Origin of the sequence: Bradyrhizobium sp. 199 (assembly GCF_023073355.1) — a bacterium.
In the GTDB taxonomy this organism is placed as follows: Bacteria; Pseudomonadota; Alphaproteobacteria; order Rhizobiales; family Xanthobacteraceae; genus Bradyrhizobium.
This window is the reverse complement of record NZ_JADPJI010000008.1, coordinates 292,750-307,778: the sequence shown is the minus strand read 5'-3', so window position 1 is coordinate 307,778 and position 15,029 is coordinate 292,750. Positions and strand designations below refer to the sequence as shown.

12 protein-coding genes are annotated in these 15,029 nt (G+C 63.9%); 9 read left to right on the top strand and 3 right to left on the bottom strand.

Features of this window, described 5'->3' with window-relative positions:
* Nucleotides 1-28 precede the first annotated feature (28 nt).
* Nucleotides 29-922: a LysR substrate-binding domain-containing protein gene (locus IVB28_RS23855; protein ID WP_247530151.1), complete on the bottom strand. Its 894-nt coding sequence runs from the start codon at nucleotides 920-922 to the stop codon at nucleotides 29-31.
* 103 nt (nucleotides 923-1,025) lie between these two features.
* Here IVB28_RS23855 and IVB28_RS23850 point away from each other — a divergent pair, with 103 nt between their 5' ends.
* Together IVB28_RS23850 and IVB28_RS23845 are read left to right on the top strand one after the other, a co-directional pair.
* On the top strand, nucleotides 1,026-1,895 hold the full coding sequence (locus IVB28_RS23850) for an SDR family NAD(P)-dependent oxidoreductase (protein ID WP_247529456.1): 870 nt from the start codon (nucleotides 1,026-1,028) through the stop codon (nucleotides 1,893-1,895).
* A 34-nt stretch (nucleotides 1,896-1,929) separates the two neighbouring features.
* The gene (locus tag IVB28_RS23845; protein WP_247529454.1) at nucleotides 1,930-2,403 is read left to right on the top strand and encodes an AtaL-like protein; all 474 of its coding nucleotides are present in this window, start codon (nucleotides 1,930-1,932) and stop codon (nucleotides 2,401-2,403) included.
* A 23-nt stretch (nucleotides 2,404-2,426) separates the two neighbouring features.
* Here the strand turns inward: IVB28_RS23845 and IVB28_RS23840 are convergent, their stop codons facing one another.
* Both IVB28_RS23840 and IVB28_RS23835 read right to left on the bottom strand, forming a co-directional pair.
* The gene (locus IVB28_RS23840) at nucleotides 2,427-4,163 is read right to left on the bottom strand and encodes a bifunctional protein-serine/threonine kinase/phosphatase (protein ID WP_247529452.1); all 1,737 of its coding nucleotides are present in this window, start codon (nucleotides 4,161-4,163) and stop codon (nucleotides 2,427-2,429) included.
* 61 nt (nucleotides 4,164-4,224) lie between these two features.
* A complete protein-coding gene (locus IVB28_RS23835; protein ID WP_247529450.1) occupies nucleotides 4,225-5,064 on the bottom strand; it encodes a formate/nitrite transporter family protein in 840 nt (279 codons plus the stop codon).
* 670 nt (nucleotides 5,065-5,734) lie between these two features.
* Between IVB28_RS23835 and IVB28_RS23830 the strand changes: the two genes are divergently transcribed.
* The 7 genes from IVB28_RS23830 (at nucleotide 5,735) to IVB28_RS23800 (ending at nucleotide 15,015) form a co-directional block, all read left to right on the top strand.
* The gene (locus IVB28_RS23830; RefSeq protein WP_247529449.1) at nucleotides 5,735-7,054 is read left to right on the top strand and encodes a CmpA/NrtA family ABC transporter substrate-binding protein; all 1,320 of its coding nucleotides are present in this window, start codon (nucleotides 5,735-5,737) and stop codon (nucleotides 7,052-7,054) included.
* Nucleotides 7,055-7,114: 60 nt separating this feature from the next.
* Complete coding sequence (ntrB, locus tag IVB28_RS23825; RefSeq protein ID WP_247529448.1) at nucleotides 7,115-8,011, top strand: nitrate ABC transporter permease; 897 nt, start codon at nucleotides 7,115-7,117, stop codon at nucleotides 8,009-8,011.
* 13 nt (nucleotides 8,012-8,024) lie between these two features.
* Nucleotides 8,025-8,819 (top strand): ABC transporter ATP-binding protein, encoded by a 795-nt coding sequence (locus tag IVB28_RS23820; RefSeq protein ID WP_247529447.1) that lies wholly within the window; start codon nucleotides 8,025-8,027, stop codon nucleotides 8,817-8,819.
* A gap of 336 nt (nucleotides 8,820-9,155) precedes the next feature.
* Nucleotides 9,156-10,535 (top strand): MFS transporter, encoded by a 1,380-nt coding sequence (locus IVB28_RS23815; protein WP_247529446.1) that lies wholly within the window; start codon nucleotides 9,156-9,158, stop codon nucleotides 10,533-10,535.
* Between the two features lie 122 nt (nucleotides 10,536-10,657).
* On the top strand, nucleotides 10,658-11,086 hold the full coding sequence (locus IVB28_RS23810; RefSeq protein WP_247529445.1) for a globin family protein: 429 nt from the start codon (nucleotides 10,658-10,660) through the stop codon (nucleotides 11,084-11,086).
* A gap of 10 nt (nucleotides 11,087-11,096) precedes the next feature.
* On the top strand, nucleotides 11,097-12,314 hold the full coding sequence (locus IVB28_RS23805; RefSeq protein ID WP_346730762.1) for an FAD-dependent oxidoreductase: 1,218 nt from the start codon (nucleotides 11,097-11,099) through the stop codon (nucleotides 12,312-12,314).
* Between the two features lies 1 nt (nucleotide 12,315).
* Entirely contained in the window at nucleotides 12,316-15,015 is a 2,700-nt protein-coding gene (locus IVB28_RS23800) for a nitrate reductase (protein ID WP_247529444.1), read from the top strand.
* Nucleotides 15,016-15,029 lie beyond the last annotated feature (14 nt).

Sequence of the window (15,029 nt, the reverse complement as noted above, 5' to 3'; positions counted from 1 at the left end):
GTCAGGCGCGAGGGGCGCGCGCGGCCTCTCATCTCCCGATAAAGGCCGCCAATTCGTCAGGCGTCCCCATCGGAAAGGCTTCCTTGATAAAGTCGAGGAAGGCGGATACGCGCGCGCTTAGGAGCCGGCGCGATGGATAGAGCGTCCACAACGCGATCTCTGGTCCCTCGATGTCACCCCAATGCACCAGCGTGCCGGCAGCCAGATCGTGACTGACCAGTGACACCGGAACGCGTGCCGCGCCGACGCCCGCCCGGACCGCATCGCGGACCATGACGAGCGATGACAGGCGAAGGACTGGATCAACCGCGATGCGCGATCTTCCGCTTGGCACCTTCACTTCCCAGGTTGCCAGCTGGTCGCCCGGTCCGCGCATGACAGCCGGCACAGCGATACCCTCGCTCGGTCGTTTCAGATCCGGGCTCGCTACGACCACCAGCCGGTCGCGCAGAAAGATTCGTCCGACAAGGCTGTCATCTGGATCGGGATTGACCCGGATCACCAGATCATACCCCTCCTCGACCATGTCGACCGAGCGATCTTCCGTCGTGACCTCAAGACGGACCTCCGGATATCTGAGCGCGAACTCGGCCGAGAGCTTCCCCATTGCCGTCTGCGAGAACAGCAAAGGCGCGCTGATCCGCATCCTGCCTCGCGGGCTGTCCCCACCCGAAGCGATCGCTGCCGCCGTCTCGTCGAGCTCGGTGAGCAAGGCCCCCGTCCGCTCGTAAAGGGCGCGTCCTTCCTGGGTGAGTCTCAGGGCACGCGCGCCGCGCTCGAACAGGCGCAGGTCGAGCGCGGCCTCCAACTCCGCGACCCGGCGGGACAGGGTGGCTTTCGGGCGCCCGGCGGCCCGTGCGGCGCGTCCGAACCCGCCGTGGCGGGCGACAAGATTGAAATCGGCGAGGGCGAGCAAGTCCATCGTTCCACCAGTGAGACGGTCTGTCCAGATATAGCGACTATCGGTTCGAATGTGGATCACTAATTTCTCGGGTGTCTTCTGACCCCAACCCGGAGTGATCCCCATGACCATCCTCGTTACCGGCGCCACCGGCACCATCGGCCGCAACGTCGTCGAACAGCTCGTCAAGCGCGGCGCCGATGTCCGCGCGCTCGCCCGCGATCCTGCAAAGGCAAACCTCCCGGCGAGCGCCACCGTCGCGCAGGGCGACCTGCTCGACGTCGACTCGCTGCGCAGCGCGTTCAAGGGCGTCTCGACCCTGTTCCTGCTCAACGCAGTGGTCGCCGATGAATTCACGCAGGCGCTGATCGCGCTCAACGTGGCCCGCGAGATGGGCGTCGAGCGGGTCGTCTACCTCTCGGTGATCCACAGCGATCGCTACGTAAACGTCCCGCACTTTGCCGGCAAGTTCGGCGTCGAGCGGATGATCGAGCAGATGGGCTTCAACGCCACCATCCTGCGTCCGGCGTACTTCATGAACAACGATATCACGATCAAGGACGTGGTGACCGGATACGGCATCTATCCGATGCCCATCGGGAGCAGGGGGCTCGCCATGATCGATGCGCGCGACATCGACGAGATCGCGGCCCTCGAGCTCATCCGTCGTGAGCGCGCCGCAGCGCCGCTTGCGCTCGACCGCATCAATCTTGTCGGTCCCGAAACCCTGACCGGCGCGAAAGCCGCCGAGGTCTGGTCAGAGGTGCTGGGTCGCACGATCGCCTATCCCGGGGACGATACCGCCGGCTTCGAGAAGAATCTCCGGCAGTTCATGCCGAGCTGGATGGCCTACGACATGCGGCTCATGAGCGAGCGTTTCCTCACCGAGGGAATGGTCCCCGAGGCCGGCGACGTCGAGCGGCTGACCGCGCTGCTCGGCCGCCCCCTGCGCTCCTATCGCGACTTCGTCTCCGAGATCGCGGCCTCGGCCTGACGGTATGTCATTCACGACAACAAGGACGACGATTATGATCTATTCGACCGCCACAGTGCCGGTGAATCCGCCAGGCGAGACGGCGCTGACCCGCGCGCAAACTTGGCAGGGGCTTGTCCTTAAGGCCCGCGACGCCCGGCTGTTTCTTCCACCCAATCTCTGCACCCGCTGCGAGGTCGTAGAGGAGAGCCCGACGCACATCGTGCGCGAAGCCACGATCGCAGGCGACGATCTGCGCGAGATCATCAGCTTTGAGTCGGAGCGCAAGGTGTCCTTCTTCCAGGCCGCCGGCCCCCGCGAAGGCGCGATCGTCAACGAGCTGTTCGAGGACGAAGCCGGCGCGCTGCAGCTGCGGTTCTATTGCTACACCGGCCTGCGCGGAAAGAAGCCCTTCGGGCCCGAAGAGCAGGCCGAACAGGCGCAGTTCGACAGCGACAACGGCTACAGGGCCGCCCTGCTGTCAACGCTGAGGCGTACCCGCGAGTTGTTCGCGGAAGGCAGGCTCTGAGCCCGCTTGCGACACGATCCGCGTCAGCGCGCGTGCAGCAGCGCCAGCAGCACGACGACTGCGCAGGCGAGCGCCGCCGAGGTCAGCTTCCAGAACATCAGCGGACTGCGCTCCAACAGCGGTGTGATCCGCGTGTCCAGATAAGCCGGATTGGGCGTGCGAAGCTCGAAGATGAACTCGGACAGGTCCTCGTGGCGCTTGTAGGGATCGGGATGAAGCGCGCGCCTGAGCGCGCCGTCGATCCAGGCCGGCACGTTACGATCGCCATCGGCCGGGCGATATTTGAGCCTTCGCACGTCCGCCTTGCGCCGGATCCTGGCGATCTGGGCGCCATAGGGAAGCTTTCCGGTCAGCATCTGGTAGCAGATCACGCCCAGCGAAAACATGTCGGAGCGCGGCGAGCCGCCCTGCCCAAGAAAATACTCCGGCGCCGTGTACTGGACGGTGCCCAGGATTTCGTCGGCCTCGTCCGGCGGCGCCGCTTCGGCCACGCCGGCCACCCTGACCGATCCGAAGTCGATGATCTTCGCGGTGCCGGTCTTGTCGATCAGGATGTTGTCGGGCCTGAGGTCCTGATGCAGCATCTCCATGCGGTGGAAGGCGCGCAGGCCGGCGGCGATCTGCTCGACAAGGCCCCGGACGGTTTCGAGGTCGGGACGTGGATTGTCGGTCATCCACTGCTTCAGGGTCTGGCCTTCGACGAATTCGGTGGCAACGTAGAGATAGCTGCGTCGTTTCGACTGTGACAGCGGCTTGAGCACGTGCGGGCTGTCGATCCGGCGCGCGATCCACTCCTCCATCAGGAAACGCTTGAGATAGGCGGCATTGTCGCGCAGGTCGACCGACGGCAGCTTGAGCGCGACCGGCTCCTCGGTTTCCACATCGACCGCGAGGTAGATATGGCTGCGGCTGCTGCCGTGGATTTCCCGAACGATCCGATAGCCGTCGAAGACCGCTCGTGGCTCCGGCAGCGGCGGCAGCGGCAATTGTGAGGTCTGACTGAAGATGCCGGCCGGCTCGCGCTGCGGCACCGCATCGATCCGCAGGATCTGGACCGTAATGTTGTCGTCGCTGCCGCGCCGGTAGGCTTCCTCGACGATGGCCTTGGCCGCGCCGTCGAGCTCGGCTGCGTGCTCGCCGAGCGCGCTCGTGATGAAGCGCGCGTCCACGAATTCGTAGGCACCGTCGGTCGCCAGCAGGAAGGTGTCGCCCGCTTCGATCTCGAAGGCCTGATAGTCGATCTCGAGCTGCGGATTGATGCCGAGCGCGCGGCCGAGATAGGTCTGCTCCGAGGACACGATGATCCGGTGATCGTCGGTCAGCTGCTCGAGCGCCTTGCCGGCGACCCGATAGACGCGACAATCGCCGACGTGGAAGATGTGCGCGGTGGTCGCTTTGATGACCATGGCGGTGAGGGTGCAGACATAGCCCTTGTCGCGGTCATAGGCATATTGGCTCTTGCGCGTCTGTGCGTGCAGCCAGGAATTGGTGGCATCCAGCACGCGGCGCGCGGACGTCTTCACCGTCCAGGATTCCGACGTGCAATAATAGTCCATCAGGAAGCTCTTGACCGCCGACTCGCTGGCGATCTGGCTCACCGTGCTGCTCGAGATGCCGTCGGCGAGGACGGCCGCGATGCCCTTCAGGCTGAGCTGCGGCTCGTCCGGAACGAGGACGCCGTGAAAGTCCTGGTTGATGGGTTTGCGACCCTTGTCGGAATGCTGGCCGACCGAAATCTGAAGTCCGCGGGTCATCGTCATCACCGGCAAAGGGGAGCCTCACCCTGCTGGGGCGAGGCTCCTCTGTCGAGACGTTGTTTGATCAGGCCGCAACGCGGGGCTGGGTCGCCTTGCCGGCCTGGCGCTTGGGCTGCGTCATGACGTGCGTGGCGTAAAGGGTCATGCCGGTGAAGGCGAGGCCGCCGACGAGGTTGCCGAGCACGGTCGGGATCTCGTTCCAGATCAGATAATCCATGATCGAGAACTTCGCGTGCAGCATCAGGCCCGAGGGAAACAGGAACATGTTCACGACGGAATGCTCGAACACCATGTAGAAGAACACCAGGATCGGCATCCACATCGCGATCACCTTGCCCGGGACCGAGGTCGAGATCATGGCGCCGACGACACCGGTCGAAACCATCCAGTTGCAGAGCATTCCCCGCAGGAACAGCGTCGCCATGCCGGCGGCGCCATGCGCGGCATAGCCGAGCGTTCGGCCCTCGCCGATGTTTCCGATGGCGGCGCCGACCTTGTCGGGGTCTTGCGTGAAGCCGAATGTCGTGACGAAGGCCATCATGAAGGCGACGGTGAAGGCGCCGGCGAAATTGCCGACGAAGACGAGACCCCAGTTGCGCAGCACGCCGCCAAACGTGACGCCCGGACGCTTGTCGATCAGAGCCAGCGGCGAGAGCACGAACACGCCGGTCAGAAGGTCGAAGCCCAGGAGATAGAGCATGACGAAGCCGACCGGGAACAGCAGTGCGCCGACCAGGGGCTGACCGGTATTGACGTTGATCGTGACGGCGAACCATGCCGCCAGCGCCAAGATGGCCCCGGCCATGTAGGCGCGGATGATGGTATCTCGGGTGGACATGAAGATCTTGGACTCGCCCGCATCCACCATCTTGGTGACGAATTCCGAAGGCGCGAGATACGACATCAATGGTTCCTTTGCTTCGTAAGTGAGATCGACCCCCTCTGGGAGGGGGCGGCTGAACGTCTTGGGCCGTGCGGGCTGACCTGCCGCGCACGAGCTATTGAAAGTTTGGAAGCCGGGAACCGCGTCACGAGGCCTGAGCCGGAAAGGGGCGCGAAGCAGATGAGCTTCCGGATGCAGCCGCCAGAGGCTGCAACAATGCGGCAAGCCGCAGTCTTCGTTGACGCCTACGGAGATGCAAGTTGCGTGCCGTACCAAGCTCTTATGGAAGTGTAGTAATATCAATGCGATAGCTCTCAGCTCGGTCCGGCGGTGCAGCGCTGGTCGGCTTCTTGCTTGATCCCATGCACAAGATTTGTGCGCCGCACAAAGATTGAGCAGGCCGCAAGTTTGACTTGCGCGGTGGTCCTGCGACGGCCTGCCGCAAAGCCAATAACGCGTTGATTAGTCTTCTGTTTTTTAGGTGTCGCGCTTGGCATGAAGCTTGAATAGTTCCGCGCCGACGCCATTGAAGCCGTCCCGCGAGACTCTCATCCGACTTGCCGACGCCACCAGACGGGGGTTTCCCCCGTCGTGCGTTCGCATGCGCCAAAGACGGCGCCGCCGGACGGACGGGCTGCTCGCGTGCACTGACGCCATCAATTCTGCAACGACGCAAAGGACGACACCACTCATGACCAAGCGCACCCGCCGGCCCTCGGACAACGGGCTCAGCCGCCGTCAATTGCTGAAGGCCGCAAGCTCGACCGCCGCACTTCTCGCCGCCGCAAAACTGAATTTCCCCGCCGGCGCCTTCGCGCAGGACGCAGGGCCCGAGGTCAAGGGCGCCAAGCTCGGCTTCATCGCGCTGAGCGATGCCGGCCCGCTCTTCGTCGCCAAGGACAAGGGCCTGTTCGCCAAATACGGCGTGCCCGACACCGACGTGCAGAAGCAGGCCTCCTGGGGCACCACGCGCGACAATCTCGTGCTCGGCTCCGAAGGCAACGGCATCGACGGCGCACATATCCTCACCCCGATGCCGTATCTGATCTCGGCGGGCAAGGTGACGCAGAACAACCAGCCGACGCCGATGTACATCCTGGCGCGGCTCAATCTCGACAGCCAGTGCATCTCCGTCGCCAATGAATATGCCGACCTCAAGCTCGGCGTCGATGCTACGCCATTCAAGGCGGCGCTGGAGAAGAAGAAGGCCTCCGGCAAGGCCGTGAAGGCGGCAATGACCTTCCCCGGCGGCACGCACGACCTCTGGCTGCGCTATTGGCTCGCCGCCGGCGGTATCGATCCCGACAAGGACATCGAGACCATCGTGGTGCCGCCGCCGCAAATGGTGGCCAACATGAAGGTCGGCACCATGGACTGCTTCTGCGTCGGCGAGCCCTGGAACCTGCAACTGATCAATCAGAAAATCGGCTACACCGCCGTGACAACGGGCGAACTCTGGAACAAGCATCCGGAAAAATCCTTCGGCATGCGCGCCGCCTTCGTCGATAAATATCCGAAGGCCGCCAAGGCGCTGCTGATGGCGGTGATGGAAGCCCAGCAATGGGCCGACAAGGCCGAGAACAAGGCGGAGCTTGCCGCTATCATGGGCAAGCGGCAGTGGATGAACTGCCCTGTCGAAGACGTGCTCGACCGCACCGCCGGCAAGTTCGACTACGGCATCCCCGGCAAGGTGGTCGAGAACTCGCCGCACATCATGAAGTACTGGCGCGACCACGCCTCCTATCCGTTCCAGAGCCACGACCTCTGGTTCCTCACCGAGGACATCCGCTGGGGCAAGTACGAGGCGAACTTCGACACCAAGGCGCTCATCGCCAAGGTCAACCGTGAGGACATGTGGCGCGATGCGGCCAAGACGCTCGGTGTTGCCGCCTCCGACATTCCAACCTCTACTTCGCGCGGCAAGGAGACCTTCTTCGACGGCAAGGTGTTCGATCCGGAAAATCCGGCTGCCTATCTGAAATCGCTCGCGATCAAGCGTGTCGAAGTCTGATGGAGCCAGCGGCCGCCTTTGGGCGGCCGCATCGACTTTTCAAGCCGGAGAGAAATTGCGATGAATATGCCTGCTGCAAAGATTGAGATCGAGATTGCGACGCCCGCGGCCAGTGCCGCGGCGGTCGTTGCAATGACGCCAAAGCGTCCCCCGCGCACGCAAGCCTACGCACGCCTGGCAAGGGAGACGGCCGTACGCGTGATCCCGCCGCTGGTCGTGATCGCGCTGCTCACGCTGATCTGGGAGCTGATTTGCCGCCGTGCCGGCTCGGCACTGCCGCCGCCATCGAAAGTGTTCAAGGATACCAAGGAGCTGATCCTCGATCCGTTCTTCGACCATGGCGGCATCGACAAGGGCCTGTTCTGGCATCTCTCCGCCAGCTTGCAGCGCGTTGCCTTCGGCTATTCGCTCTCGGCGATCGCCGGCATCGGGCTCGGCGTGCTGGTCGGACAGTCGGTCTGGGCGATGCGCGGGCTCGATCCGCTGTTCCAGGTGCTGCGCACCATCCCGCCGCTGGCCTGGCTGCCGCTGTCGCTCGCGGCCTTCCGCGACGGCCAGCCCTCGGCGATCTTCGTCATCTTCATCACCTCGATCTGGCCGATCATCATCAACACCGCGGTCGGCATCCGCAACATCCCGCAGGACTATCGCAACGTCGCCGCGGTGGTGCAGCTCAATCCGCTCGAGTTCTTCGCCAAGATCATGATCCCGGCGGCCGCGCCTTACATCTTCACGGGCCTGCGCATCGGCATCGGGCTGTCATGGCTCGCCATCATCGCGGCTGAAATGCTGATCGGCGGCGTCGGCATCGGGTTCTTCATCTGGGACGCCTGGAACTCGTCGCATATCAGCGAGATCATCCTGGCGCTGTTCTATGTCGGCATCGTCGGCTTCGTGCTGGACCGCCTGATTGCGGGTCTCGGCAAGTTCGTCACCGGCGGCACCGCGCAGAATTAAAGGAGAGGGGCACATGACCGCCTATCTGAAGCTCGACCATATCGACAAGGTCTTTACCCGCGGCGCCGCCACCACCGAGGTGCTCAAGGAGATCAACCTGACGATCGAGAAGGGCGAATACGTCTCGATCATCGGCCATTCCGGTTGCGGCAAGTCGACCCTGCTCAACATCATCGCAGGCCTGACCAACGCCACCACGGGCGGCGTGCTGCTGGAAAACCGCGAGGTCAACTCGCCGGGGCCGGATCGCGCCGTGGTGTTCCAGAACCACAGCCTGTTGCCGTGGCTCACCGTCTACGAGAACGTCAGGCTCGGCGTCGACAAGGTCTTCGCCAAAACCAAGAAGCGGGCTGAACGCGACGCCTGGGTGATGCACAATCTCAACCTCGTGCAGATGGCCCATGCCAAGGACAAGCGGCCCTCGGAGATCTCCGGCGGCATGAAGCAGCGCGTCGGCATTGCGCGGGCGCTGGCCATGGAGCCGAAGGTGCTGCTGCTGGACGAGCCGTTCGGCGCGCTCGACGCGCTGACCCGCGCGCATTTGCAGGACTCCGTGATGGCGCTGCACCAGAAGCTCGGCAACACCATTTTGATGATCACCCACGATGTCGACGAAGCCGTGCTGTTGTCCGACCGCATCGTGATGATGACCAACGGACCGAGCGCGCGCATCGGCGAGGTGCTGGAGGTGCCGCTGGCGCGTCGGCGCAAGCGGCTCGAGCTCGCGACCAACGCCACTTATCTGAAGTGCCGGCAGCGCGTGCTCGAATTCCTCTACGAGCGTCATCGCTTCGTCGAGGCCGCGTAAATCAAATGTTAACGCGAGACACGCGCGCGCCCAAATAATCGACATCCCGCTCAATCCTTGTGCGCCGCACAAGGATTGAGCGAATCGCAAATTTAGCGTGCGAAAAAGCCCTGCAACGAATTCGGGCGATGCGAATAATGTCCTGAAATCCCTGAATTTCTAGCATGCGCGCAATTGGCACGGAAATTGAAACGTCTTTGCGCGACGCCAACGACGACGTCCCTCAACACCATCAATCAGCATCGTGAACTCGCCACCGGGGTGAAGCCTCGGAGCGCGCCTCCATGTGAGGCAGAGCCTGCAACGACGCAGCGGTGAGCCTGGAAGGGATACTCAATGACGAAGAATCCTACTTGGATTTCAGACTGGCGCCCCGAAGATGAGGCGTTCTGGAATGCGACTGGCAAGACTATCGCGCGACGCAATCTGATCTGGTCGATCGTGGCCGAGCATATCGGCTTCTCGGTCTGGCTGATCTGGAGCATCGTCACCACCAAGCTGCCGCAGGCGGGCTTTCACTACACTACCGACCAGCTGTTCCAGCTCGTCGCGGTGCCGGGCCTGATCGGCGCATTGATGCGCTTTCCCTATACATTCGCAGTGACGACGTTCGGCGGCAGGAACTGGACCATCTTCAGTGCGGCGATCCTGTTCATTCCGACGCTGTCGCTTGCCTATTTCGTGAGCCAGCCCGACACGCCGTTCTGGCTAATGCTGCTGATCGCCTCGACTGCGGGCCTCGGCGGCGGCAATTTCGCCTCCAGCATGACCAACATCTCCTTCTTCTTCCCCGACAGGATGAAGGGATGGGCGCTCGGCCTGAATGCGGCCGGCGGCAATATCGGTGTCTCCAGCGTGCAGCTCCTGACCCCGATCCTGATGACGCTCGCCGTCTTCAACCTGTTCCAGGCAACGCCGGTCGACGGCATCTTCCTCCAGAACGCCGGCCTGATGTGGGTGCTGCCTATCGCGATCGCGGTGTTCGGTGCCGTGTTCTTCATGAACAACCTCACCACGGCGAAATCGTCGGTGAAGAACCAACTCGCGATCGTCAAGCGCAAGCACACCTGGATCATGGCGTATCTCTATATCGGCACGTTCGGATCCTTCATCGGCTACTCGGCTGCATTTCCGCTGCTGATCAAGACCCAGTTCCCGCAAGTCACGATCGCGATCGCGTTCCTGGGGCCGCTGATCGGCTCACTGTCGCGTCCGCTCGGCGGCTGGCTTGCCGACAGGATCGGCGGCTCGATCATCACCTTCTGGAATTTCATCGTGATGGCGGGCGCCACGGTCGGCGTGCTCTACTTCGTCGGGCAGAAGGATTTCATCGGCTTCCTCTCGATGTTCCTGATCCTGTTCGTGACGACGGGCATCGGCAACGGCTCGACCTATCGCATGATCCCCTCGATCTTCCGCGAGGAGAACCTGTTCAAGGTACGCGGCAAGGGCGATGCGGCGCGCGCGCTGGCGCTCAAGACGGCGAGCATCGAGAGCGGTGCAGCGGTCGGCTTCATCGGCGCCATCGGGGCGGTCGGCGGCTATCTGATCCCGACCGGTTTCGGCAAGTCGATCGCCATGACCGGCGGGCCGCAGCTCGCGCTCGTGGTCTATCTCGGCTTCTACGCCACCTGCCTCGCTCTGACCTGGTGGTTCTACCTGCGTCGCAGCCCGCAGGGCGAAGCCGCCGGAAGCCTTGCCGAAGCAAGGGTCTAGTAATTGGTACGAATCTCGCTTCTCCCCGTACGCGGGGAGAAGCCCCTCTGATGACGTTTGACCCATGAACTTTTTCCGCAACGGCGCGGACGAAGGCAGACCGAAACAGACAGGAGAATACCATGACGCCAGAACAGATAGCCCTCGTCCAGCAAAGCTTTTCCAAGGTCGCGCCGATATCGGAGCAGGCCGCGGTGCTGTTCTACGATCGCCTGTTCGAGGTAGCGCCGTCCGTGCGCGCGATGTTTCCCGACGACATGACCGAGCAGCGCAAAAAGCTGATGGGCATGCTCGCCGCCGTCGTCGGCGGTCTGTCGAACCTGAATTCGATTCTTCCCGCAGCCTCCGCGCTCGCCAAGCGTCACGTCGCCTATGGCACCAAGGCCGAACACTACCCCGTGGTCGGCGCGGCCCTGCTGTGGACGCTGGAAAAGGGGCTCGGCGAAGACTGGACGCCCGAACTCGCAAAAGCGTGGACCGACGTCTATGGCGTGCTGTCCGGCTACATGATGTCCGAAGCCTACGGCGCACAGCCGCAGGCCGCTGAATAGGAGAGGCCGCGTGAGTGAACCGCTGGTCATCGTCGGTAACGGTATGGCGGCCGCGCGTCTGGTCGACGAACTCGCCAAGACTGCGCTTGGCCGCTACGCGGTCGCCGTGATCGGCGAGGAGCCGCGGCTCGCTTACAACCGCGTACTGCTCTCCTCCGTGCTGGCGGGCGAGACCGGCTCGCACGAGATCGAGCTCCGGCCGGCGGAGTGGTGGCGCCATCGTGGCGTCACCGTGCGCTACGGCTATCGCGTCACCGAGATCGACACCGGCCGCCGCGAGCTGAAGATCGAAGGCGAAGAAAGCATGGAATATTCCAAGCTCGTGCTCGCCACGGGATCGACGCCGCTGCGGCTGAACGTGCCAGGCGCCGATCTTGCCGGCGTGCACACCTTTCGCGACACCCGCGATGTCGACCTGTTGCTGACGCTGGCTGCAGCGAAGAAGCGTGTCGTGGTCGTCGGCGGCGGCCTGCTCGGACTTGAAGCTGCTTACGGCCTCGCCAAGGCCGGCGCGCCGGTGACGCTGCTGCATCTGATGGACCGGCTGATGGAGCGTCAGCTCGATGGATCGGCAGCCGGTCTGCTCAAGATGCTGGTCGAGCGCAAGGGCATCCGCATCCTGCTCAACGCCTCGACCGCACGCATCCACGGCGATGGTCATGTCGAAACCGTCGAGCTCGCCGACGGCAGCCGTATCGAGGCCGACGCCGTCATTTTCGCGGCCGGCATCAAGCCGAGCGCGGCGCTAGCGAAAGAGGCGGGGATCGCGGTCAATCGCGGCATCGTCGTCAACGACGTCATGCAGACGTCCTCGCCAGACATCTTCGCGCTCGGCGAATGCGCCGAGCATCGCGGCACCTGCTACGGCCTGGTCGAGCCCGCCTATGAGCAGGCGCGCGTGCTGGCGCGGCATCTCGCCGGACGTCCTGCTTCCTATCCGGGCAGCGTGGTCTCGACCAATCTGAAGGTGTCCGGCGTCAGCGTGTTCTCGGCGGGCGATTTCATGGGCGGCGAGGGCAGCGAGAGCCTCGTGCTGACCGATCGCAGGCGCGGCACCTACAAGAAGCTCGTCATCGCGGACGGACGGCTGACCGGCGCCGTGCTGATCGGCGATACCGTCGATGCGCTCTGGTACCTCGAGCTGATCCGCAATCGCGACAAGGTGGCGGCGATCCGCACCGACATGATGTTCGGCCGCGCGCTCGCGCTTCCTCCGAAAGCAGCTTGATATGACGGCGATTGATCCCACGCTCCGCGCCACCAAGACGACCTGTCCCTATTGCGGAGTCGGCTGCGGCGTGCTGGCAACGCCTGATGGCAAGGGTGGCGCGGCGATCGCCGGGGACCCTGATCATCCCGCCAATTTCGGCCGGCTGTGCTCCAAGGGCTCCGCGCTTGGTGAGACCGTCGGGCTGGAGGGCCGTCTGCTCTATCCGATGATCCGCTGCAAGGGCGTGCTGGAGCGGGTGGCCTGGAGCGATGCGCTGGATCATGTCGCCCATCGCATGCAGCACATCGTGGCGCGCGACGGTGCCGATGCGGTTGCGTTCTATCTCTCCGGCCAGTTGCTGACCGAGGATTACTACGTCGCCAACAAGCTGATGAAGGGCTTTGTCGGCACCGCCAATGTCGATACCAATTCGCGGCTCTGCATGTCGTCGTCCGTCGCCGGCCATCGTCGCGCCTTCGGCGCCGATACCGTGCCCGGCTGCTACGAGGACCTCGACCACGCCGATTTGCTCGTTTTCGTCGGCTCGAACGCGGCCTGGTGCCATCCGGTGCTGTTCCAGCGTATGCTGAAGAACCGTGGGGAACGCGGTGCCCGCATGATCGTGATCGATCCCCGCCGCACCGACACCGCCGATGACGTCGATCTGTTCCTTGGCCTCAAACCCGGCACCGATACCGCGTTGTTCTCCGGTTTGTTCGTCCATCTCGCCGACAATGGTGCGCTGGACCAGGAGTATATCGCGCAGAACACGTCGGGTTTCGACGACGCGTTAGCACGCGCGCGGAGCATTGCCGGCAGCGTCACCGCGACCGCGCTGGCCACGGGCCTCTCCGAGCGGGACGTCGCCAATTTCTTCAAGATGTTCCGCGACACCGAGAAGGTCGTCACGCTCTACTCGCAAGGGGTCAACCAGTCGGCACAAGGCACCGACAAGGTCAACGCGATCCTGAATTGTCATCTCGCTACCGGGCGGATCGGCAAGCCTGGCGCCTCGCCGTTCTCGCTTACTGGCCAGCCCAATGCGATGGGCGGTCGCGAAGTCGGCGGTCTTGCCAATATGCTCGCTGCCCATATGGGATTCACGCCGCCCGACATCGATCGCGTCCGACGGTTCTGGAAGGCACCGCACATCGCCACCCAGGAGGGGTTGAAGGCGGTGCAACTGTTCGAGGCCATCGACCGCGGCGAGGTCAAGGCGCTCTGGGTGATGGGCACCAATCCGGCGGTCTCGCTGCCTGAGGCGGACTTTGTGCGCGAAGCGCTGAAGAAGCTCGAGCTGTTCGTGGTCTCCGAGAACGTGCTCTCGAACGACACGGTCGAGGCCGGCCCGCATGTGCTGCTGCCGGCTCTCGCCTGGGGTGAGAAGTCGGGCACAGTGACCAATTCCGAGCGCCGCATCTCGCGCCAGCGCTCGTTCCTGCCGGCGCCGGGGGAGGCGCGTCCCGATTGGTGGATCCTGAGCGAGACCGCCAAACGTCTCGGCTTCCGCGATAGCTTCAATTATAAATCCGCGGCCGACATCTTTCGCGAACACGCGGCGCTCTCGGCGTTCGAGAACGGCGGCAGCCGTGATTTCGACATCGGCGCGCTGACCTCGCTGTCCGACGAAGCCTTCGACGCCTTGAAGCCGGTGCAGTGGCCAGCGCGCGAGGGGCAGGCGCCTGGCGAGCGCTTTTTTGCAAGCGGCGGCTTCTTCACCAATGACGGCAAGGGCCGGTTCGTTGCGCCGGAGGTGCCGTCGCTGCGCAGCCAGACCGGTGCCTCGCGTCCCCTCAGGCTCAACACCGGACGCATCCGCGACCAGTGGCACACCATGACGCGCACCGGTCTCAGCCAGCGGCTGGGTGCGCACCTGCCCGAGCCTTTCGTCGAGGTTCATCCCGACGACGCCAGCAAATACGGTATCGTTCACGACGGCTTTGCCCGCATCACCACCGATTACGGCCAGTGCATCCTGAAGGCCGTGGTCAGCGATCGGCAGCAGCGCGGCACGGTGTTCGTTCCGATCCACTGGAGCGCGATGAACGCCTCGCATGGCCGCGTCGGGGCGCTGGTGCAGTCGTTCACCGATCCGTTCTCCGGGCAGCCGGAATCGAAGGCGACGCCGGCTGCGATTGCGCCTTACGAATTCGTCTTCCGCGGCTTTGCGCTGTCACGGAAACAGCTCGATCTGCCGTCGAACCTGTTGTGGACCCGCGTCACGGTCGCCGGTGGCTTCGGCTATCTCTTTGCCGACAATGCGGACCTGTCGCGCTGGCCGGCCTGGCTCGAGAGCGTCGCCGGGGAGGACGTCGCCGATTATCGCGACTTCGGCGGCGGCGTCTATCGCGCCGCGTCTTTCGCGAGCGACCGCATCGAAACTTGCCTCTTCGTGGGGCCCGGGCATGATGCGGGCGACTGGGAGGCGGTGAAGAGCCTGTTCGTGGCCGATCACGTGTCGGACGATCAGCGCCGCATGCTGCTGTCGGGCAAGTCCGGCGAGGGGGCCGCATCGAGCGGGCCGATCGTCTGCGCCTGCTTCGGCGTCGGCCGCAATACCATCTGCGAGAGCATCGCCACCGGCGCGCGTACGGCCGCCGAGATCGGCGTCAAGCTCAAGGCCGGCACCAATTGCGGCTCCTGCATCCCCGAACTAAAGCGCCTGATCGCGACGGACGTCCCGGTAAAGCAGGCGAAGGTCGCGAGCGCGGTGGGCTAGGTGAGCCAGGTCTC